This is a genomic window from Eisenbergiella tayi (assembly GCF_001881565.1).
GTDB lineage: Bacteria > Bacillota > Clostridia > Lachnospirales > Lachnospiraceae > Eisenbergiella > Eisenbergiella tayi.
Window position 1 is genome coordinate 98,716 of sequence record NZ_MPDJ01000011.1, and the last position, 21,142, is coordinate 119,857.

The window sequence follows — 21,142 nt, forward strand, 5'->3', positions numbered from 1 at the left end:
GTTAGAAACAGCCCCTTTTTTTGTCTGCCGCCGCCCAACCATAGGGAACACCGCCGGACACAGGCCGGAAAGACGACGCCGGGGACGGCATATCCAAAGGCGGGATGGATCCGGCCTCACAACCTACTTCTTATCATCCAACTTCAAAACACTCATAAAAGCCTCCTGAGGAATCTCCACATTCCCCACCTGGCGCATACGCTTCTTACCTTCCTTCTGCTTCTCCAGAAGCTTCTTCTTACGCGTAATATCACCGCCATAGCACTTGGCAAGCACATCCTTACGCATGGCTTTCACCGTTTCCCTGGCAATAATCTTGCCCCCTACAGCGGCCTGAATGGGAATTTCAAACAGATGTCTGGGAATTTCATCCTTCAGCTTCTCACACATCCTGCGTCCCCGTTCATAGGCGCTGTCCCTGTGGACGATAAAGGACAGGGCATCCACCTCTTCCCGGTTAATAAGGATATCCAGTTTTACCAGCTCCGACCTTTCATAGTCCTTCAACTCATAATCAAAGGACGCATAGCCCTTGGAACGGGATTTCAAAGCATCAAAGAAATCGTATATAATTTCATTCAGAGGCAGCTCATATTTCAGAAGCGCTCTTTTCTCTTCCATATATTCCATGCTCAGATAACGGCCCCTGCGCTCCTGGCACAGTTCCATAATAGAACCGATAAATTCGCTGGTCACCATAATTTCCGAACTGACAACAGGCTCTTCCATATATTCTATTACGGAAGGATCCGGCAGGTTGGAAGGATTCGTCAGCTCCATAACCTCTCCGTTTGTCTTATGCACCTTATAAACAACGCCGGGAGCCGTCGTCACTAAATCCAGATTATATTCTCTCTCCAGCCGTTCTTCGATCACTTCCAGATGAAGAAGCCCTAAAAAACCGCAGCGGAAACCGAAGCCCAGAGCCGCAGAGGTTTCCGGTTCATAAAAAAGGGAGGCATCATTCAGCTGCAGCTTCTCCAGCGCATCCCGCAGATCCGGATACTTGGCCCCGTCCGCCGGATACATACCGCAGTATACCATGGGATTTACCTTCTTATAACCTGGCAGAGGGTTCGCGCAGGGATTCCGGGCATCCGTCACCGTATCGCCCACAGCGGTATCCTTTACATTTTTAATGGAAGCGGTAATATAGCCAACCATTCCGGCAGATAACTCGTCACAGGGGATAAACTGCCCTGCCCCGAAATACCCCACCTCGACCACCTCTTCCTGTGCACCGGTAGCCATCATACGGATGGAGGTTCCCTTGCTCACCCTGCCTTCCATAATACGGCAGAAAATGATAACCCCTTTATAGGAATCATACAGGGAGTCAAAAATCAGAGCCTGCAGGGGGTTGTCCGCACTTCCGCCGGGAGCCGGGATCTTGTTCACAATCTGCTCCAGAACCTCTTCAATGCCGACACCGTTCTTGGCGGAAATCAGAGGCGCGTCATGGGCCTCCAAACCGATTACATCCTCGATCTCTTCTTTCACGCGATCGGGTTCCGCGCTGGGAAGATCTATTTTATTGATTACGGGGAAAACATCCAGATCATGATCCAGCGCCATATAAACGTTAGCCAGAGTCTGGGCTTCAATTCCCTGTGCCGCATCCACCACAAGCACGGCTCCGTCACAGGCAGCCAGCGACCGGCTCACCTCATAATTAAAATCCACGTGGCCGGGCGTATCAATCAGGTTGAAAATATACTCTTCCCCGTTTTTGGCCTTGTATACGGTACGTACAGCCTGGGATTTGATGGTAATGCCCCTCTCCCTTTCCAAATCCATATTATCCAGCACCTGTTCCTGCATTTCCCTGCTGGTCAGAAGGCCGGTCTTTTCAATGATCCGGTCCGCCAGTGTCGATTTACCGTGATCAATATGGGCAATAATACAGAAATTCCTGATTTTACTCTGATCTATAGACATAAAATTCCTCCAACTCTTTTGCATATACGGAAGCACATGTGAAACTCACATGTGAGTTTCACATGCACAAGTATAGCAAAATCAGTGAAGTCGGTCAATACAAACCCTTACCGGATAATTCCAGATCCAGGATGTGCGCTATAGGGGCACAGGCATTTTTGATTTCTTCCACCGTATTCGTCTGGGCGCCCAGCTCGATCAGGAGGGAGCGGGGCCTCAGATGCATGTTGTAACGATAGCCCTTCAGATAGATCCTTCTGGTCAGTCCGGGATAATATTCATTGGCAATTACCTGCATCTGGAAAGAAAATGCCAGGTTTTCATCTATGTATGGATTCTGCAGATAATCAATATCTCCATGTGCCTTGGTATAGGAAAGCCCGTTAAAAAACATAAACTGAGCCGTCTGCTTCCCGTTCAGATCCATTACCAGCTTCCTGCCCTCCAATACTTCATCCCTGTGCAGATCGATCACCACTTCGATTGTGGGATTCTCCGCCAGCACCTGTTCAATGGCAGGAAGGGAGTTGGAATAGGCATAATCTCTGGATTCCACGTCATACATACCCATATGGTGGATTACGTTATAGCCGTATTCCTCCCGCAGAATCTGCGCCAGCAGTTCTCCCGCCCCCATTATCGTGGTGGATATATCCCCCGGCACGGAATCCACAAAATCCTCCTGGGAATGGGTATGGTAAATTAAAATCTGGGGTACATCCGGATTTTTGGTGATTGCCATGGTCTTTCCCAGCAGGGCGTCCAGGTTCAGCCGCTTGGGATTGGCCTCCGTAGTGGCGTCCACCGCGTAGAATTCTTTGATCAGGGCATCAAAATCCTGGTAATAGCTCCAGTTATATTCCTGGCTTCTTCCTGCCGCCTTTATAAACCCAAACTGATCCGGGGCTGGCATCTGGACTTCCTGCTGCTCACCGTCCTGATCCTGGCCTGTCTGATTTTCTTCCTGGAGCAGCTGTGTCATATTATCATCCAGACGGATCTTTCCCTCCGATGTCTCCGGCACCTCCAGCGCATCCCCGTCTTCGCTTTCCGTGTACTCGCTCGCCCCTTCCAGAAGCAGGATCTTTTCATAGGTACTCCCGCTTTCCGTCTGCAGATTTTCATTATCCTGGCTGCCGGCATACGCAAAAAGAGGGACCTGCTGGCCCAAAATCTGCTCAAACCACCCTCTCCCTGAAGCACTGCCCTTATCCGCAAAAGCAAAAGAAGGCAGCCAGATATTAAGCACACCTTCCTGCGCCCTGGCTGCAAACACTTCTTTCCACGAGAAATGTTCTCCCTCCCCTTCACCGACCGAGCTGCGGCCGGAAAACAGGAAATCCCCCATTGCGATAATAAGAAGTACAAGCACACATTTATGAAAAATTTTTCTTCCATTCCATTTTTTATTCATAGAAGAATATATGCACCTGTACTTCTTATTTATGCAGATTATTACGCAATATCCAAAGCTATATTTATTGCTTCCGAAATGGTAAAGCTGAGGCGTTTCACAGTTTCATCGATATCCTTGCTGGTTACGTACATATTATTCAGTTCCGACAGCGCTTTGGGATGTTCCCTATTGAAAAAATATCCCTCTTCCCCGCTTTCCTGTATCATGCTTTCAATGGCATCCCCTACGATCGTCGCGGCATCCACCACTGTGGGCACCCCTATCGCAATTACAGGAATTCCCAGGCTTTCCTTATTAATAGCATTCCTGTGGTTTCCCACACCGGAACCCGGATGGATTCCCGCATCGGAAACCTGGATAGTCCGGTTAAGACGTTTCGTGCTCCGGGCCGCCAGGGCATCCACAACAACCAGTGCATCCGGTTTTGTCTGCTCCACAACACCCTTTACGATTTCTGCGGTTTCCATTCCCGTCATAGCCATAACCCCGGGGACAATACTGCTTATCATGTGCATTTTTTCGCAGCCGTAGGCCGCTTTCCCGTATTCCTTTATCACATGCCTGTTGATGAACAGATTATCCACCACTTCCGGCCCCAGGGCATCTGCCGTGACATCCCTGTTGCCAAGTCCCACGACAAGAATGGACTGTTCCTTCTCAATATCAGGGATTAAATTTCTCAGCTGTTTGGCCAGTTCCTCAGAAACCTCCCTGTGATAGTCCTCGTCCGGTTCTATCAGCGCCGGCGCTTCCAGCGTGACATAGGTGCCCATCGGTTTTCCCATGGCCTTTGCTCCATTTTTGGTGTCAATGATGACACGGGTAATCTGAACCTCACTTTTGGGGTTATGAAATTCTTCCACCCGGACCCCCCGTAATTCTCCGTCTGCATCCGTAATGCTTTCTCTGGCTTCCAATGCCAGGTCTGTTCTAACCTGAAAACAACTCATCTGTACTCTCCCGCTCTACACTTTACTTTACATTATGCGTCCGTCTCATTCTTGCCCGCTGACATTCTTCGGGATTTGAGCTGCGCAAAATGTGATATGCCTATTTTTTGCAAAAATAAATAAATTATGTATTGACATATAACTGGTCGTCCGATAGAATATATTCGTATGTTTCCATTAGAACGACCGTGTCCGGGTTTAATGAAACATTTTCATAAGGAATAAGAAAAATTCACTTGAAAATGGAGGTGAAAATCTTGGCTAACATCAAATCTGCTAAGAAGAGAATTCTGGTTAACAGAACCAAAGCTGACAGAAACAAAGCTATCAAGTCTGGTGTGAAAACTTCTATCAAGAAGGTATACACAGCTATTGAAGCTGGTGATAAGAGCGCAGCACAGTCTGCTCTTCTCGCTGCCACATCTACTATTGATAAGGCAACAACCAAAGGTGTATATCACAAAAATACAGCATCCAGAAAAGTGTCCCGTCTTTCCAAAGCTGTAAACCAGATGGCATAATTCAGATATACAGAGTGTATGCTAAAATCCCCATCCTATACCGTCATGTAGGATGAGGATTTTTTTCATTTTATTCTTCTCTTTTGTCAGAAAAATATTTGACTTTCCCTTCTTCATCTAAATAAAGGTAAAATCTTCCTTCTTCGATTTCCAGATAAAGAGGATACGTTCCTCCTTCTTCAAAGCATTCCAGAAAGGCAATCTGATTATCCTCCAGAATTTTTTCCGCTTCCTCCGCCGTACTGCCGGTCTCACACTGTTCCAGCAGAGCCCATATGTCCTCATCGGAAAGCTCGAAGATATCTATAGGAACGAAACTGTCCGAATATTCTCTTGTGGCAGGCTGCAGCATGTCTCCTTCCAGCTGAATGGTTCTGGCTTTATCACCAAGCTCCAGGCCGCAGGCCAGCAGGGTTCCGTCCTTCAGCTGTACAAACAGATTATCATTATAGCTGGTATTATAGGTCATGAATTCCGGCATCTCCGTCCGGCTGTCCTGAAACATCATCCGTTCCGGCCATACCATTTTCACATTGTCCAGTACCTTTTCCGGAGTCCGTACATAATCATCTCCTGTCACCTCTGTCCCGCACTGCCCCCATATATTAAGGCCCCATGTATACAATTCTCCATCCTTTGTTATGGCGGCTCCGGTCCAGTTTCCGGTAGTTGCATAAACGCAGTCCTCCAACATGAGATGCGGCCTGGTATACATCATTTTGCGGGGATTTTCCGGCCATTCCTCTTTATACCAATAGCCATCCGAATAGGAGGTCGCGGAAAGAGCCTTATATTCTCCCCACCACCAGACACTGCCGTCCTCCTTCAGCGCTACGACAGAATACATACCGGCCCGTGCAAAGGCCACCTGTTCCATAAGAAGCATGGGTTCCAGTACCTGTGAATTTTCTCCGAAATCATCAAACAAAGATTCCGTTCCCGGCTCTTTTCCTAATACCCCCATCATATTCATACCCATGCCGTACAGTTTTCCGTCTTCCGTCAGATATATGGTGAAATAGCCGTTCGTGGATTCATCCACGGAAACTACGTTTTCCGCTATCTTTATCGGTTCCTGATAGAGAACCTCCAGGTCATCCACTCTTCCTATTCCCAGCTGGCCATAGCTGTTGCGGCCATATCCCCACAGCACCTTGTCATCATCAATAAAAAAATGATTATCCACAGTTACACGGTTTGTCATATGATAACGTTCCAACTGAAAGGGTTCGTCCAGATAAAGTTCCTCCACCGAATCTACGCGGAAGACTTTTACAGGCTGAGCCGTTTCCGTCTTCTGCTCGTTTCCGGAATCACTTTCCGCCAGAGCTGTGCCGTCTTCCCTTTGATTCCCGCTGTCTTCTCCCGCAAATACCACCGTCATAGACAGGAACAAAACCGCTGCCAAAAGCACGAAGGCCGCAAAGTACCCGGTCTTTTTCTTTTTATCCGTAAAAAGATTATTCAGCCGCTCCTTCATTGTCTTTTTCCCTGATGAGAACCCGGCTGTATATGAAGTACCGTTTCCCTGAGCCAGTTTTATAAGCATGCTTCCATAGCGTTTCTTTTCTTCCGGATCCATATTTCCGGCGGCACGGCTGTCACAAACACATTCCACATCAAAGAAAGCCATTCGTTTCATGATCCGGAGAACCGGATTAAACCAGTAAATGTCGCAGACTGCTACCATAAGAAGCTTGTACCACAAATCACCGTATTTGTAATGGCACAGTTCATGGCGCAGCATTGCCTCCAGCTCCGGCGCATTACAGGAATTCCTGTCAATCAGCAGCACCGGGCTCCTATATCCGGTTACCATCGGGGTAAAAACATCGTCGCTCACTAATATCGGAATTGCCTTTTTTATGCCATAATCCTGAAAAAGCCTTTGCGCGAGCAAATCCGTCCTTTTATCCCTGCATGGACGGGCGGCTTCCAAAATACATTTTCTGGTATGCAGATATTGGGAAATATGGAATCTTGCGGTAATCAGCAAACCCGCCAGCCAAATGCACGCCAGAAATAGTCCCGAAGGCAGCCGGCCATGAGTCATGGTGTCTTCTTTCTGCGGGAGTTCTTCCATCTGTCGGATATCTTCCGTCCGCCGGACGCCTTCTGAGCTTTGGATGCTTTCTGCCTGTCGGGCGTTCTCCGCCGCAGAATCCGCCGCATTTTCATTTCCGGCAGCTGGTGATAAAGCCTTTGGAACGGTTCCTGTACCTGCAGCTGGGCCTGCCTCTATTTCTTCTTCCGGGCTTTGCAAATCACCCTGCTTTTCCTCAGCGGCAGGGAGACTCACCCGCAGCAAAGGTAGCCGCTCCGAAATGTCCGCAAAAGAAACACTTACAGGGATCAGCAGCCTGAGCGCCAGAATCAGCCAGACAAGCTTTCTCCACCGATATCCTGACCCGCTCCCTAAAAATATGGAAAGAAGCCATACCAATCCTATTAAAAGATCGGCAAACAAGGTTATTTTCAAAATACCAGGCAGGAATCCTGTCATCTCTTTTTTCCTCCGGAGGGTGTATGCTTCCCTGTTTTACTGTCTATAAAATCCTGAAGGCAGGCGATATCTTCATCACTCAGTTCTTCTCCGTCATACAGGGCTGTGGCGAAGTTGGATATGGAGCCTCCGAACATACGCTTTAAAATATGCCGTCCGGTTTCTTTTAAATAAGGTTCCTTTTCCACACGGGCGCTGTAATAATTGATTTTGCCTCTCTTCTCCCTTTCTACGAAGCCTCTTTCCTCCAGCCGGGAAAGAAGGGACAGAATCGTACTTGGCAGCACTTCCCTGCCTTCATCCATCCTTTCCTCAATCTCCATTCTGGTAACCGGCCCTTCGGCATCCCAGATAATCATCATTAATTCCAGTTCCGCATCAGGCAGTTTCTTCATATTAAATAATCCCCCGTTTCAAATTAGTCATTTGTCTAATTAAAGAGTATAACAAATCATATAGATTGTCAAATGTTTTTCTACATTTGTCTCGTTTTCTTTCCGACCGTCTTCCTTTTTCCAAAACGGTCTGCTTACGATATCTCTTTCTTTTCGCCCGATCCAATAATAAGCGTTATATATGCAAAATCATGGGAATACTTAAAAAAATCGCAAAAAAAATGATCCATTCTCTGTTTTTGGTGTATTATAGATGTAGACAAGGAGGATATTACTATGCTGGAAGAACATGTAATGCTGCAGTTTTTAAGAAAATTTGATGAATATCCCTTTCTGGTTAAAATGGACGGAAAGGAATATCTCATCGGGGAAGGGGATCCCACTTTTACCGTTCAATTCAATAAAGAGATTTCTCTTTCCGATTTAGCGACAAGTACTTCTCTTGCACTGGGAGAAGCATATATGAATCATGATCTGGAAGTCGAAGGCGATTTGTACAATGCATTGGATCATTTTCTGGGACAGATGGGAAAGTTTTCAGCAGATCATAATGCCTTGAAAAAGCTGATACACACTTCTACCGCAAAGAAAAACCAGCAAAAGGAGGTAAGCAGCCATTATGATATCGGAAACGATTTCTACAAATTATGGCTGGATGAGACACTGAGCTATTCCTGCGGCTATTTTCTTCACGAAGATGATACCCTGTATCAGGCGCAGGTCAATAAGGTGGATTACATTCTGCAGAAGCTCTGTCTGAAAGAAGGTATGACCCTGCTGGATATTGGCTGCGGCTGGGGTTTCCTGCTGATTGAGGCCGCTAAAAAATACAAAATAAAGGGAACCGGAATCACCTTAAGCCAGGAGCAGTACAGGGAATGCCAGACCCGGATTAAAAAAGAGGGGCTGGAGGATTATCTGACTGTGGAGCTGATGGATTACCGTGATCTTCCCAAATCACATCTGACCTTCGACAGAGTGGTAAGCGTAGGTATGGTGGAGCATGTAGGCCGGGAGAATTATCAGATTTTCCTTCATTGCGTCAGCCAGATCATGAAACCCGGTGGATTGTTTCTGCTTCATTTTATCAGTGCGCTGAAGGAATATCCGGGAGATCCCTGGATTAAAAAATATATTTTCCCCGGAGGAGTGGTTCCCAGCCTGCGTGAAATGATTTCCGGCATGGCGGAAGAACAATTCCACACAATGGATGTGGAAAACCTGAGACTCCATTATAACCGTACTCTTCTATGCTGGAGAAAGAATTATCTGGAGCATCTGGATACGGTCAGAAGCATGTTTGATGAAAAATTTGTACGCATGTGGCACCTGTATCTGGCCGCCTGCGCGGCAACCTTCTATAATGGGATTATCGACCTGCATCAGATCCTTATGACAAAAGGGATAAATAATGAACTTCCTATGGTCAGATGGTATTAAAGATCAGACGGTATAATATTTTACAGCAGGAATTCAAATATATATGCGCGGACGTTTCGTTCGCTGTACGCGACAAAAAAGGAGAGACCTCTCACAGGGCCTCTCCTTTTATTTCCTTTATAAAAGTGCCAGGTCTGGCATCTATTTCCACCCATGCAGGCTCGAAGCCGCAGCGTATCGCGTTACGGACAGATTTCAGGTTGGCCCAGGCAGCGCAATAAAAGGGTACCTTCCCTCTTTCCAGAATTTCCAGTGCAAGCCGGCTTGTCAAAGCCGCCGCAATCCCCTGCCTTCTGTATTCCGGCAGAACATCAACTCCTATCTGCCACATGGTATCACAATCCGCGGAACACCCCGCCAATCCCACCAGCTTTCCTTCATGCCAGGCCCCTGCGGCAAGAACATCCAGTTCCCTGCGCTGGCTGCTTAACGCATTGCTCCACTGAGGAAAATAAAGTGACTCTAAATCTTCAGGAAAAAGAATCCTGATTTCGTAATCACAGGGCATGGCCCGCAGACGCTCGCTGTCCGGCAGAAAATATTCTGCCATAAAACAGATCTGCCGATCATCTCTGGCAAACAGATCGTTGAGAAGATACAGGTTAGGCGTCCCGAAACAATGACCAATCTGAAACCTGCCCAGATATTTTTCCACTTCGTCTGAAACAGACGGATCTACAGAAGCCACAATATTGCTTCCATAGGATATCAGCATGCAGTAAGACGGAAGCTCCAGATATTTCCTTGCTTTTTCATTTGCTTTGGATATCACTGTCCTGTTCTGTCCGCTGGTGAAATCCTCCGGGCGGCAGTTGGCATCTATCGCGGATTGTTCCAGTGCGATACGCATGATTTCTTTTCTTGTCATTTCCTTTTTTCCCTCCTGCCATTGGACTGTCTGCTTACTTTCTGTCTCCTCTGGTTTTGGACAAAGCATACTATTTTTTCCGCAATACCGCCATCCCCGCATAATGCCGGATCGTAAATTCCTCCGGCGCAATTGTTTCCAGCAGACGGCGGTGTTCTTTGGTAAATGCTTCTACCTCTTTCTCAGAAAGCGATGCTCCGATTCCCCGGCAGGCCCGGATACGTCCATCCCAGCTTTCTCTTGTGAAGGGTATCTGCAGATCGTAGATTTCATTGCTTTCCACCGTAAAATATTTTCCATAGGCTTCAGGCACAGCAATATAATGTCTGGTTTCTCCCTTCCCGGTCCAGGAAGGATTATACTTAAGCACCAGTTCTTCGCTGGCTCCGGCAATGGGATCCTCCTCCGGCAGCCAGGCCATATACAGAATGGCAAAACGTCCGGAAGGCTTCAATACCCGGGCAAGCACCGGGGCAAGCTGTTCATGCTTAAAATAGAAATAGCACTGGCATGCCGTTACCACATCAAAGCTTCCATCAGGGAAATCCAACTGTTCCGCAGGCCCGCTCAGGAAACGGATATCCATACCGGCCTCCTCCGAAAGTTTTTCTGCCGTCTTAATCTGGTTTTCAGAGATGTCCATTCCGGTAAATTCTGCGCCATAAGGATAGAGGTATCGGGGGAGCACGCCTGTACCCGTACCCAGATCCAGAACCTGCTGCCCTTTGATGCAAAGGCCTGCATCAAGAATTCTCCTGTAAAATTCCGGCGGATAAATATCCCTGTATTTTGCATAGTCACCGGAGGTTTTCCCCCAGTCAAACCCTTTACCTCCATCAATTCTTTTATCGGTAATCATAATTTATCCCCCTCTTTCACCGGCGCCGTCAGCTCTATATGGTTTCCTTCGCTGTCCTCAAATTCAGAAACCCAATTATTTCCTATTCTTTTGCATTCAAAAATTACCGGCAGACCCTCCAGCTTACTCTTCAGAATATCCAGGCAGTCCACTTCCAGGCTGGGCAGGCAGTTACTCCCGTAGGTATGAGCTTCCCCAGCTTTTTCATAAGCGAAGAGCCCCAGCCGGAATCCATTCACATCAAATACACTGTAAAGCTCATCCCTGCCGGTCACGGGCTGCTCCAGGAAGGATTCATAAAACCGGATGGCTCTGTCCATATCCTTTACACAAAGATACAAAGAACGGATCGTACAATTCATATTCTGCCCCTTTCCTAATTCCGCTTATTATCACACTATTATCTTACACGAAAGGTTCCGCCGCTGCAATCTGCTGCTCCCCTGCCTTTCCTTTAAAACATCTACAGCATATGCCGCATCGTTTTCTGCGTATCCCTGTATCCCATTTTTTCATATAGTCCTTCCGCAGAAAAATTGCCTGCCAGGACTCCGAGCTCTATGTATTCCAGTCCTCTTTTTACGGCCCAGGCTTCCGCCTCCTTGAGCAAACTGGTCCCGATGCCTTTTCCACGGTGCTTTTCATCAACTGCCAAATCCATGATACAGGCAAAACGATGCGGAATGAAGCACTCATAAGGCGGCGCAGACTTTTGCTGGACCATAAGAAAGCCAACCATTTTCTCTTCCTCCCAGGCGGTAAGGATATCTGCTTCTTCGCTTTCCATATTCATTCGTATAAATGATTCGTCCTGAGAAGCCGGACGGATAAATTCCGGCTGGATTTCCGCCATCGCGGCAAAAAGCTGCCTGTAAAGTTCTTCAATCTCCGGAATATCCTCAGCTGCTGCAATCCTGATTTTCATACTGCTCTCCTCCTGTCATTTCTATATTGTTAAAATTTTTGGAATTGGAATAAGTATAAACTGAATTACTCCTGAAAACAAGTAATTGCGGCTGAAAACAGCCCTGAAAGCAGTCTCATTCCATGGAAAGCCCTGTGCAATAGCCTGAAAAACACACAGTCTGCCGGATACAAGGTAGATTATCGGCAGACTGTATGTTAAAATATATCATAAATATTTTCAAAAAACGATAATCAAAGGAGGTGTTCTCCATAAAATTCCGTACAACGCTTTTTCGTGCAAAGGATCCTTTTGACACGGAAAGTACCAATGCTGTTTTTTTCCGGGCAGTGAAGGAAAACTGCCGGTTTCAATATGATAACTGCAAAGAGTACCGTTCCATTCTGGATTACTATGGTGTAAAGCCGGAATCACTCTGCAGTTATGAGGATATCGCAAAAATACCCTTTTTACCGACCCTGCTTTTCAAACATCATAAGCTGTTTTCCGTTTCCCCCCGGAAAATGCTCATACGTGCGACCTCTTCCGGCACGAAGGGGGTATTCAGTGAAATCGGCTACGATACAGGCGGTTTATTCTGTGCCTTAAAAATGGTGCTGAAAATAGGCGGGCTCCGCCATCTCTTTTCACCTGTCCCCTGCCATTACGTGGTTTTCGGCTATAAGCCCCATAAAGGCAACCGGACAGCTGTTACTAAAACAGCATTCGGGGCGACTCTGTTCGCCCCGGCAATAAGCCGTTCCTTCGCCCTGAAATATCAGAATGGAGCTTATACCCCTGATTTAGAGGCTATGATCCGGGCCATTCAAAAGCACAGCAGTTCCCGTTTTCCCTTACGATTTATGGGCTTTCCTTCCTATACTTATTTTGTCCTGCAGATGATGGATGAACGGGGGATACGTCTGAAACTGAAAAAAGGTTCCAAAATTATGCTGGGAGGCGGCTGGAAGCAGTTTTATACCCAGCAGGTTGATAAAAAAACCTTTTATGAACTGGCATACAGAGTACTGGGAATCGGGGATGAAGATATCGTGGAATTTTTCGGTGCGGCGGAGCATCCCATTCTTTATTGTGACTGTAAAAACCATCATTTCCATGTACCCGCCTACAGCCGCGTCATCATAAGGGACGTAAATACCCTCCAACCCCTTGGAAACGGAAAAACCGGGCTGATTAACCTGATAACGCCCATGATAAAAGCCACTCCCATACTCAGCGTTATGACGGATGATTTGGGTGTTCTGCATGACGGATGCGAATGCGGCTGCGGAATCCATTCCCCTTATCTGGAGGTCATCGGACGTGTCGGACTGAAGGATATCAAAACCTGTGCTGCCGGAGCGGCAGAACTTATTTCGGAGATAAAATTATGATACTGGCTAAAGGAAAGCTTTATGATTCCAGCGAACAGGGACGCATCCTGTCCGGTATGGAAGAAGAAATCAATCATACTCTTGCAGAGAAAACGCTGTCTGCAGATACGGTCATTACCGCAATTGATGCTCTTGGCAAAAAGATTGCGGACGGTGTATTTGATGAAAAAATCGCAGGGCTTGCCATGGACGGCGCTGAACGGTACAAATCCCTTGCCGCCGTCATCCTGAGCCGGGAAAACATAGAATATAAACTCCATATGGAGCTGGGTGAGGATTTTTTTGTCCCGTTCAGGACAAAGCCTCCCCATGATCAGAAAAGTATCTGTGTCCGCGCCATGCCCTTAGGAACCCTTCTGCACATAGCCGCAGGGAACGTTGACGGTCTGCCGGCCTTCAGCCTTGCGGAAGGGCTGCTGACAGGAAACATAAACATAGTGAAGCTGCCTCAGGCCGATGACGGCCTTTCCCTCATGATCATTACAACCCTTATCGAAATCGAGCCTGCCCTCAGTGACTTCATCTATGTTTTCGATACTCCTTCCGACGATTTGCCTGCCATGAAAAGGATGGCCGATATGGCAGACGGAATTGTGGTATGGGGCGGAGACGCCGCCGTTTCCGCAGTAAGGCAGTTTGCACCTGCCGGGGCGAAGCTGATCGAATGGGGACACAAGCTTGGGTTCGCGTATATTTCCGGTTACCAGGATAAGGAACGGGAATTGAAAGCCCTGGCGGAACATATCGCATCCACCAAACAGCTTTTATGCAGCTCCTGTCAGACTATTTTTCTGGATACCCACAGCCTTGACGAGCTGCATCATTTCTGTGAAGATTTCCTGCCTTATCTGGAAACCGCTGTCTCACAATATCCCTCTCCCAGCCTGGGAGGCGCCGCCGAAATTACGCTCCTGAAATACACGGATACCCTGGAAAAAATCCTGCGGGGTACACAGGAAGCCGATACAGCAGATTTCCGTGCAGATGGCTGCAGCCTGACCGCCTGCCGGGACAGTGAGCTTGAGCTCTCTTATATGTTCGGCAACTGCTATGTAAAAAGACTGCCAAAGGAAAATATCATATCCACCCTGCGGAGGAAAAAGGGGTATCTTCAGACTGCCGGACTTATTTGTCCTGCCGGGAAACGGGAGGAACTGACAGAACTGCTGGCCAGAGCCGGTGCAGTGCGGATTACCGGCGCGGGAAACATGTCGGAAGATTTCTGCGGGGAAGCTCATGACGGAGTTTATCCGCTCAGACAGTATACACGCATTGTTAATATAGAATAAAATTGACAGGCCGCTTACTTCTGCGGCCTGTCTGTTTTATTCCTATGCTGTTTTCTGATTACCAGAGCCGTCGCCGCAGCTGCAAGAATAAGAAGTGCTGTAAGCAAATATACCGGCGTATAGTTAATTTTACCCGCAATAAATATACTCGTGGGACCATCCGCCCCGCCGATTATGGATATTGCAGAGGCCTTCTTCCGCCAGCCAAGCACACTCGCTATAATACCCAGCACACTGCATGCAGATAATACCCAGAAAAGTATTTTTGTTCCTTTTTTCATATATATCTCTCCTTTTATCTCAGCTGTCCGCTTTTGTCATTCTTCCTACTACTGAACAGCTGGAAAATACTGATTGACCAGTTCTTTCACTTCCACACAGCCCCGTCTGTCTTTATCGAAAAACCCAAAACACGCATCAGGTTATAATAAATCATCTCCTGCACCTTGTCTGATGGGTGAAGGCCGTCATTTCTGCAGCCCTTCCCAAATATAATATCATCAATCTTTTTCCCCGTGAAGAAAAGATAATCCATAATATAATTATAGTTATCCACTATAAGGATATCTTCCGCCTCTGCCACATCAATAATAGTATTGGCAACGTCCTCCAAATGATAAAGCCTGTTTTTATAGGATTCATTCTCTGCGGTAGATGGATTGGGGGTAAACACTGCAACCGGCTTATTTTTCCCTTTAAAATAACGTATCATCCAGATAAGGTTGCTGCGCAGCTCATCCATTCCATTTACCCTTTTACGATCGTTCGCCCCCAGAAATAAAAATATGATATCATCCTTATCTTCCTGAAAAACAGAGGGTAAATGATTCTTCAGCTGAAAGGAAAAAGCGCCTCCGCATCCGTTATTCACCACCGTACAGCCCGGGTATTTATCATCAATATAGTTTTGAAAACGGCTCCACCAGCTGTTTGGCGCAGCACGCCTTACAAAAACATCCTCCCCGTCATGCAGTATCACTTCCTCCGTGCTATAGCTGTCAGAACTGCCCGCGCCTGCAGCCAGGCTGTCTCCAATGATATTAATCTGCGCCCCCTGTCTGATCAATCCCCTGATCACCGCTCTGTCATTCATTTTTCCCTCCGATATCCGTTCTAATGAGCCCGCAGATCCCAATCCTGAAAAGGGAAACCGCTGCTGCCCCAGGAATACACAATATAGTATTTTTCATCTTTCTTTTTCTCCTGCGGAATGGAAAATTCCTCCCGGCCTTCCAGCGGCCCTATCCCGGTACCTTCCTGGCGTTCCACAATAAAATGCCATTTATCCTCCCGATACGGCAAATAGTAATCCTCCAGTTCTTCCATCGTCCATTCACTCCGGAGAAGGAGCGCCGCAAAGTACTGCATTTTATTCCCGTTTCCAACCAGATTCCCTGCCAGGAAACGGCTGTCGCACACAACAGCGCCTTCCGGCAAAGGAACCTGTACCATTTCCTCATACAGCTTCTTTGCTATATGGTCATTCACTGCCGGAGCAATGATAAATGAAAGAAGGAAATGAAAAGCAATGATTCCCGGGAGCAAACTCATTATTATGATTCCCATTACTTTTCCGGCTTTTTTCATCTTTTCTCCCATTGATTTCCTCAGCAGATGCTTTCGATCACCTGCTCCACCGTAAGCTTCAGTTCATCCGGAATATCTTCCCTGTGGGAAAAAAGAACCATATATTCCTCTTTTTCCTCATCCTCCATGGCAGCGCTGATATTCTGCAGGTGCAGCCTTTCCCCAATCCTGCGCACCAGTTCATGATGTATGATACAGTCATCCGTTCCCACATGAAAAATTCCCGCCGCCCCGGTATTCACAATATGGGATACATACCCCGCTATCTGCTCATCCGTGGCAATATTGATATACAGCTTTGTCCAGACCTGTACCTGTCCTTCGCCTGCGGCGCCGGCATACAGGCTGCGGATTCTCGGGCAGTCTCTGCCCCATACCATAGGCAGGCGCAGGATCATGCAGCGCTCTCCCAATTCCTGCATAAGCATAGACTCACATTCCGCCTTAAACCTTCCGTATTCACTTTCTGCCTCCGGCGCATCCTCTTCATAATGGGGTCTTTCCCCATCCTTATCGAATACATTGGCGGTGGAAATATAACATAACCGGCTGTTCGGAAGCTTCTTCATTTCCTTTGCCAGCTGTCTGTGAAAAGCAAGCTGATCGGCAAACTCTCCCCGAAGGCTTGATATAATCCATTCCGGCTCAGTCTTTTGTAAAAGAATCGCCGGAGCCAGCGGATCTCTGACATCCAAAAATACCATCCTGGCTTCTGTTTCATAGGCAGCTCTGCTATGAAAATAGGTTCCATATACTGTATTTTCCTGTTCCAATCGTTTTTTTATCGCAGCCCCGACAAAACCGCTGGCTCCTAATACCAGAATATTTCCCATCTTTTTACTCCATTTCATTCAGGCAGGCCTGAAGCAGGTCCGCAAATCTGGCTATATGAATGCCGTCCACAAAGGAATGATGTACCTGTACGGAAAAAGGCAGGATCATTTTTCCATCCCGTTCGAAATATTTCCCCCAGTCAAACAGCGGGGTAGCCGCTTCGTTGTTCCCGGAATAAGTATGGGAAACATGGGTAAAAGAAATCCAGGGCATACCGGAGAACTGAAAAAGATCATTTCCCATGGGCCCTGTAAAATATTCCTTCTGTGCGCTGACTGTCTCTTCAGCCGCCTTCACATATTCTTCCAGAGAATCCTTCATGGGTACATTAACCACTTTAAACAGCTCTTCCCCCTCGTCCATATAAGTAAAGGAAGTGTCAATCCGTTCAAACAAAACCACTTCTCCATCCTGGAAACGGTATCGGAATTCTTCGCATTCATTCGCACATTTGGAAACAATATATACGAAGGAAAAAGTGAAGGAATAGCCCTTTTCTCTGATTATTTTCAGGAAATTGGTTATATCCAGTTCGAAGCTGACTCCATACTGGGGCTGCATACTTTTTCTGAATACCTCGCAGTGAATGGCTCTCTTCCAGTTCTTCAGGTCAATTACTTTATAAGCCGACATTCGTTAATTCTCCTTCTCTCATTCCTAATTTCCTGCATTGCTCCCCGGCGATCACAGCAGGATATTTCTTTCCAGCCATCCGGCCACACCATCCCGATCATTGTCTGCGCAGATTTCATCCGCGGCTTCTTTTACCTCTGAGATGGCATTTTCAACCGCAATACCCCTTCCGCATTCCCGCAGCATCCGGATATCATTATAATCATCCCCAAAGGCTGCGATCTCTTCCGTGCTGATGTGATAATGGGCGGCAAGCGTCTTCACGCCGTTCATTTTACAGGCCTGCTTATTCATTACCATAGCAACTGCGTTTTCGGAAAGCTGTATATAAAGATCGGGCGTAAGAAACGGCTTGAATTTCTCTATTTCTTCCAATGATGTGGCTTCCAGAAGAATTTTATCGGCGGGCGCTTCCGGCAGATCTGTAAAATCCGTAAATGTATATGGGATATCCTTCCATATGTTCCCGGGATTAAAATTGGCATACAGACAATCCTGTATTTCTGCGGACACATGAAGATCGGGGAAGGCCTCCAGAAGAGGAAAAATACATTTTTCCGGATTGGGAATTCCATATCCGTCAAGCATTTTTTCTCCCAGCCTTACCACAGCGCCATTATGATAGATAGCGGCATCACAGGAGAAAAATGGCAGAAAACTCTTCACAGCCCTCACCGGGCGCGCTGTTGCTATTACAAAAACAATGCCTTTTTCTCTGCATTGCTGAATGATTTGCTGAGAATATGCCGATACACTTTTATCTGTCCTCAGGAAAGTGCCATCCAGATCCGTCACTATCATTTTAATATCCATGTTTCCTATCCTCCGCAACTGATATGTTCAGTCATCCAAATGAATGGCATGCAGACGGAATTTAATAACACCGTCCGCACAGGTAAAGTCTATCGTGTCTCTGGCACTGCCGCCTAACAACCGATAATCACCGCCGCTGCGGGCTGCCTCACACAGACTGTGAAGAACGGACATTGTTTTCGGGCAAAAACCGGAGGGACATTCATACATACAGGAAAAGATATCTCCTTCTTCAAATCCCATTCTGCAGCCCCCGTCCCTGATAACCTTAATTTCAAATTTCCAGTCTTCCTTAATGGTTTTCTTCATCGGCCTCTCCTTTTACCTGTTCCCTGCGGCATATTCTCCAGGATTCACATCCAACACCACACGCATGGGAGCCGCCATGGCATCCTCCCTCCGGCACACCCATTTTTCATGATGAATCCCTTCTACCGTATTGCCGTCTTCAATAATATCACCGTATTCAAAAAGATAAGCCGCCAGGTTCCTGAGAAAAATCACAACCTCATTGGGTTCCAGGTTCCGGCAGTGGAATTGTAGATCAGGAAGCCCTATGGGAGTGAGTCCAAGAGTATCAAAAAGAAGCTCGTCCGTGCCGCTTATGGTAAAGAAACGGATATTGAGGCCGCCGTCAAGAAAATGAAGCTCCTCCCGGTTCCAGGAAGGCTTCAAATAGGTTTCCCTCGGCACCAGATTCTGACTGTGAGGCCAGTAAATTCCGATACATTCAGGAAAAAGCTCCAGTATAGCATCAGCATAAGAAGCCAGAATGCCGTATTGCTCCATGGCAGGCAGACCGGCTGCCAGCATATTGCTTGCCATTATGGAATAGCGGCATTTTTCCAGAAATCCATCCTTGTCCGGGCAGGCCCAGAACTGGGCTTTTACATATTCATCAAATTGTTTGCTGTCGAACTCGTCCGCTCCGTAAATCATCAGCTGGGAGGGCAGATCCTGATTCTCCTTACTGTAGTGAACCTGATGATCCCACAGCACAAAGGACTTCAGTCCTGCAGGGTCTTCCGGCATTTTCTGTTCCTCCGACAGTTCGGTCACTCTTCCGAATTTTTCGGAAAGCTTGCTGCAGAATTCTTCCGCAGTGGGCATAACTATCGGTTTTTCAAACAAGGGGATAAAGAAATATACCGAAGACCACTTATCAACGAATGCATTTTTGTTATTTTCCATAGTTGTTTTCCTTTCTGTCCTGCTGTTCAGTCATTCTTCACTCGATTCCGGGAAACGAATTCCTATCTCTTTTTCTTTTCTCCACTCCGGCACAGGGACGTCATCTCCCCAATATTCATCAACCGCACCTATTTTATCCCCGTCCATCCGGATAAAGGATACGACATGAAAAGACAGGGAGTCATCCTTTGTGTGGACGTGAACAGCCATTATATTAAGATCTCCCGCCTTTTCCAGCCGTTCCACTTCTCCCGTCCATTCTCCGGGATATTCGCAGTTGGCACGGATAAATTCATTCACGGTAAATTGTTCCCGGGTATTATGCCATCGGATGCACGCATCTTCTTTGAAAAAATAAGGCAACTCATCCGCCTGCTGTTCCAGAACGGCTCTCCAGTATTTCTCCAGGAATTCTTCTTTGTCAAAAGCCTTCATCTCCGGTTCTCCTTCCTGCTTACCACCACTGTTTCAGAATCTCTTTTGTCTTCATTCCGTTCTTCTTCACGGCCTGCCTCCAGCCGAATTCCGCAGCAGCTTTGTAGGCAAATCTGGGAAAATCCATCTGGACAAAGACTGTTTCTCCGGCTCTTTGTGCGGCGCTGTCCTCTGCAAGACGGCAAAGCGCTTTTCCAAGGGATGCACCCGGCCCGCGGCCCGCAGGCACATTGGCAAGCGCAGAGACCATTCCGCCGCCTCCGGCCCCGATTCCGTATCCCCACTCCAAACCGCTGCGGCAGCACCAGTTTTCCATCATCTTAATGGCCACGGCATTCTGGCAGCCTTCATAAAAACCACAGTTAAGTATGGCATAAACTGTCCGCTTTTTCTTTTTCTCCCGGATCACCGTCTCCAAATCCAGCAAGGCGCTGACCATATGTGAGGGGATTCCGTCCACGTACAAGGGGAAGGCAAAAATCAGGACATCACTGTCTGCTGCCTCCTGCAGCTGTTCCGGCTGCGGGTGCGGGGTAAAAAAATGCAGTTCACAAAGAGAAGCATCGCTTTTCATATATCCTTTTAATTGGGATAAAATCACTCCGGAAGCGCTGTCCCTGCGTTTCGGGCTTCCGTTTATCAATGTAATTTTCATACAAGCCCTCCTGCTTCTTCCGGATTGCCGCAGAAAGTCACCTGTTTTACCTCACAGTACAGATTATCTGCCATTGCATCCACCCATTCCCGCGCGGTTTCTTTCTCCTGCTCCGTAAGATCCTCTCCGTAAAAAACAACTCTTAATGCCAATGTTTTCCGATATCTCTGACGATGATGCATTTCCCCGTTTTTTATAACAAAATAGGGGAGGATATAAGGTATGCTCCTGTCCAGTACATTCTTAACAAAAGGGCCGGGGCCTCCGAAGCAGCAGCGGCTTATCAGTATAATTTCCCCGCTGCCTGCCAGCAGCCTGCCCATTTCATTGTATTTATCCTTAAGGATGCACTTCCCCGGCGTTTTGAGCCAGCAGCCAAAACAGCCTATACAGGACTTTATAGAACCATCGTCACAAATTTCAATTATATTTTCATCCTTTACTGCGGGCATTGCTCCGGCGGGCAGGTCATGAATAACCAGCCTCTTCTCGTGTTGTCTCAATTCTTCTTTCATG

24 protein-coding genes are annotated in these 21,142 nt (G+C 47.2%); 4 read left to right on the forward strand and 20 right to left on the reverse strand.

From position 1 onward, the window contains the following. Positions 1-123: 123 nt before the first annotated feature. From lepA to gpr, 3 genes are all read right to left on the reverse strand, one after another. A complete protein-coding gene (lepA, locus tag BLA28_RS28865; protein ID WP_009253115.1) occupies positions 124-1,938 on the reverse strand; it encodes a translation elongation factor 4 in 1,815 nt (604 codons plus the stop codon). 94 nt (positions 1,939-2,032) lie between these two features. Next, positions 2,033-3,352: a stage II sporulation protein P gene (locus tag BLA28_RS28870; protein ID WP_050018692.1), complete on the reverse strand. Its 1,320-nt coding sequence runs from the start codon at positions 3,350-3,352 to the stop codon at positions 2,033-2,035. Between the two features lie 41 nt (positions 3,353-3,393). Further along, positions 3,394-4,305 (reverse strand): GPR endopeptidase, encoded by a 912-nt coding sequence (gene gpr, locus BLA28_RS28875; protein ID WP_009253118.1) that lies wholly within the window; start codon positions 4,303-4,305, stop codon positions 3,394-3,396. Between the two features lie 257 nt (positions 4,306-4,562). Between gpr and rpsT the strand changes: the two genes are divergently transcribed. Then, positions 4,563-4,826, forward strand: a complete 264-nt coding sequence (rpsT, locus tag BLA28_RS28880) for a 30S ribosomal protein S20 (protein ID WP_009253119.1) — start codon at positions 4,563-4,565, stop codon at positions 4,824-4,826. 70 nt (positions 4,827-4,896) lie between these two features. Here the strand turns inward: rpsT and BLA28_RS28885 are convergent, their stop codons facing one another. Continuing rightward, the gene (locus BLA28_RS28885; RefSeq protein ID WP_069157291.1) at positions 4,897-7,329 is read right to left on the reverse strand and encodes a M56 family metallopeptidase; all 2,433 of its coding nucleotides are present in this window, start codon (positions 7,327-7,329) and stop codon (positions 4,897-4,899) included. Beyond that, positions 7,326-7,724, reverse strand: coding sequence for a BlaI/MecI/CopY family transcriptional regulator (locus BLA28_RS28890; RefSeq protein WP_009253122.1), 399 nt, complete (start codon positions 7,722-7,724; stop codon positions 7,326-7,328). Before BLA28_RS28890 ends, BLA28_RS28885 begins: the two co-directional genes overlap by 4 nt. Positions 7,725-8,000: 276 nt before the next feature. On the opposite strand from BLA28_RS28890, the gene BLA28_RS28895 reads away from it, so the two are divergent. Then, on the forward strand, positions 8,001-9,164 hold the full coding sequence (locus tag BLA28_RS28895) for an SAM-dependent methyltransferase (RefSeq protein ID WP_069157290.1): 1,164 nt from the start codon (positions 8,001-8,003) through the stop codon (positions 9,162-9,164). 91 nt (positions 9,165-9,255) lie between these two features. Here BLA28_RS28895 and BLA28_RS28900 read toward each other — a convergent pair whose 3' ends face one another. From BLA28_RS28900 to BLA28_RS28915, 4 genes are all read right to left on the reverse strand, one after another. After that, positions 9,256-10,032: a GNAT family N-acetyltransferase gene (locus tag BLA28_RS28900; protein ID WP_069157289.1), complete on the reverse strand. Its 777-nt coding sequence runs from the start codon at positions 10,030-10,032 to the stop codon at positions 9,256-9,258. 70 nt (positions 10,033-10,102) lie between these two features. Beyond that, complete coding sequence (locus tag BLA28_RS28905) at positions 10,103-10,891, reverse strand: class I SAM-dependent methyltransferase (RefSeq protein ID WP_069157288.1); 789 nt, start codon at positions 10,889-10,891, stop codon at positions 10,103-10,105. Then, a complete protein-coding gene (locus tag BLA28_RS28910) occupies positions 10,888-11,253 on the reverse strand; it encodes a VOC family protein (protein WP_069157287.1) in 366 nt (121 codons plus the stop codon). Before BLA28_RS28910 ends, BLA28_RS28905 begins: the two co-directional genes overlap by 4 nt. Positions 11,254-11,354: 101 nt before the next feature. Continuing rightward, positions 11,355-11,816, reverse strand: a complete 462-nt coding sequence (locus BLA28_RS28915) for a GNAT family N-acetyltransferase (protein ID WP_069157286.1) — start codon at positions 11,814-11,816, stop codon at positions 11,355-11,357. Between the two features lie 242 nt (positions 11,817-12,058). Between BLA28_RS28915 and BLA28_RS28920 the strand changes: the two genes are divergently transcribed. Then, complete coding sequence (locus BLA28_RS28920) at positions 12,059-13,189, forward strand: LuxE/PaaK family acyltransferase (protein WP_176726815.1); 1,131 nt, start codon at positions 12,059-12,061, stop codon at positions 13,187-13,189. Beyond that, positions 13,186-14,478: an acyl-CoA reductase gene (locus BLA28_RS28925; protein WP_069157285.1), complete on the forward strand. Its 1,293-nt coding sequence runs from the start codon at positions 13,186-13,188 to the stop codon at positions 14,476-14,478. Before BLA28_RS28920 ends, BLA28_RS28925 begins: the two co-directional genes overlap by 4 nt. A 14-nt stretch (positions 14,479-14,492) precedes the next feature. Here BLA28_RS28925 and BLA28_RS28930 read toward each other — a convergent pair whose 3' ends face one another. The 11 genes from BLA28_RS28930 to BLA28_RS28980 form a co-directional block, all read right to left on the reverse strand. Continuing rightward, entirely contained in the window at positions 14,493-14,759 is a 267-nt protein-coding gene (locus tag BLA28_RS28930) for a sodium ion-translocating decarboxylase subunit beta (protein WP_069157284.1), read from the reverse strand. A gap of 86 nt (positions 14,760-14,845) precedes the next feature. Beyond that, the gene (locus BLA28_RS28935; RefSeq protein WP_069157283.1) at positions 14,846-15,571 is read right to left on the reverse strand and encodes an SGNH/GDSL hydrolase family protein; all 726 of its coding nucleotides are present in this window, start codon (positions 15,569-15,571) and stop codon (positions 14,846-14,848) included. A gap of 20 nt (positions 15,572-15,591) precedes the next feature. After that, on the reverse strand, positions 15,592-16,065 hold the full coding sequence (locus tag BLA28_RS28940; protein WP_069157403.1) for a hypothetical protein: 474 nt from the start codon (positions 16,063-16,065) through the stop codon (positions 15,592-15,594). Positions 16,066-16,085: 20 nt separating this feature from the next. Then, entirely contained in the window at positions 16,086-16,898 is an 813-nt protein-coding gene (locus BLA28_RS28945; protein WP_169897316.1) for a sugar nucleotide-binding protein, read from the reverse strand. Between the two features lie 4 nt (positions 16,899-16,902). Then, entirely contained in the window at positions 16,903-17,532 is a 630-nt protein-coding gene (locus tag BLA28_RS28950) for a chloramphenicol acetyltransferase (protein WP_069157281.1), read from the reverse strand. A 51-nt stretch (positions 17,533-17,583) separates the two neighbouring features. Then, entirely contained in the window at positions 17,584-18,345 is a 762-nt protein-coding gene (locus tag BLA28_RS28955) for an HAD family hydrolase (RefSeq protein ID WP_069157280.1), read from the reverse strand. Between the two features lie 27 nt (positions 18,346-18,372). Continuing rightward, positions 18,373-18,654: a TIGR04076 family protein gene (locus BLA28_RS28960; RefSeq protein WP_069157279.1), complete on the reverse strand. Its 282-nt coding sequence runs from the start codon at positions 18,652-18,654 to the stop codon at positions 18,373-18,375. A gap of 12 nt (positions 18,655-18,666) precedes the next feature. Next, positions 18,667-19,536: a DUF4261 domain-containing protein gene (locus BLA28_RS28965; RefSeq protein WP_069157278.1), complete on the reverse strand. Its 870-nt coding sequence runs from the start codon at positions 19,534-19,536 to the stop codon at positions 18,667-18,669. Positions 19,537-19,566: 30 nt separating this feature from the next. Further along, entirely contained in the window at positions 19,567-19,971 is a 405-nt protein-coding gene (locus BLA28_RS28970; protein WP_069157277.1) for a nuclear transport factor 2 family protein, read from the reverse strand. Between the two features lie 19 nt (positions 19,972-19,990). Next, positions 19,991-20,626 (reverse strand): NADPH-dependent FMN reductase family protein, encoded by a 636-nt coding sequence (locus BLA28_RS28975; RefSeq protein WP_069157276.1) that lies wholly within the window; start codon positions 20,624-20,626, stop codon positions 19,991-19,993. Then, positions 20,623-21,141: a flavodoxin family protein gene (locus tag BLA28_RS28980; RefSeq protein WP_069157275.1), complete on the reverse strand. Its 519-nt coding sequence runs from the start codon at positions 21,139-21,141 to the stop codon at positions 20,623-20,625. Before BLA28_RS28980 ends, BLA28_RS28975 begins: the two co-directional genes overlap by 4 nt. Between the last annotated feature and the right edge of the window lies 1 nt (position 21,142).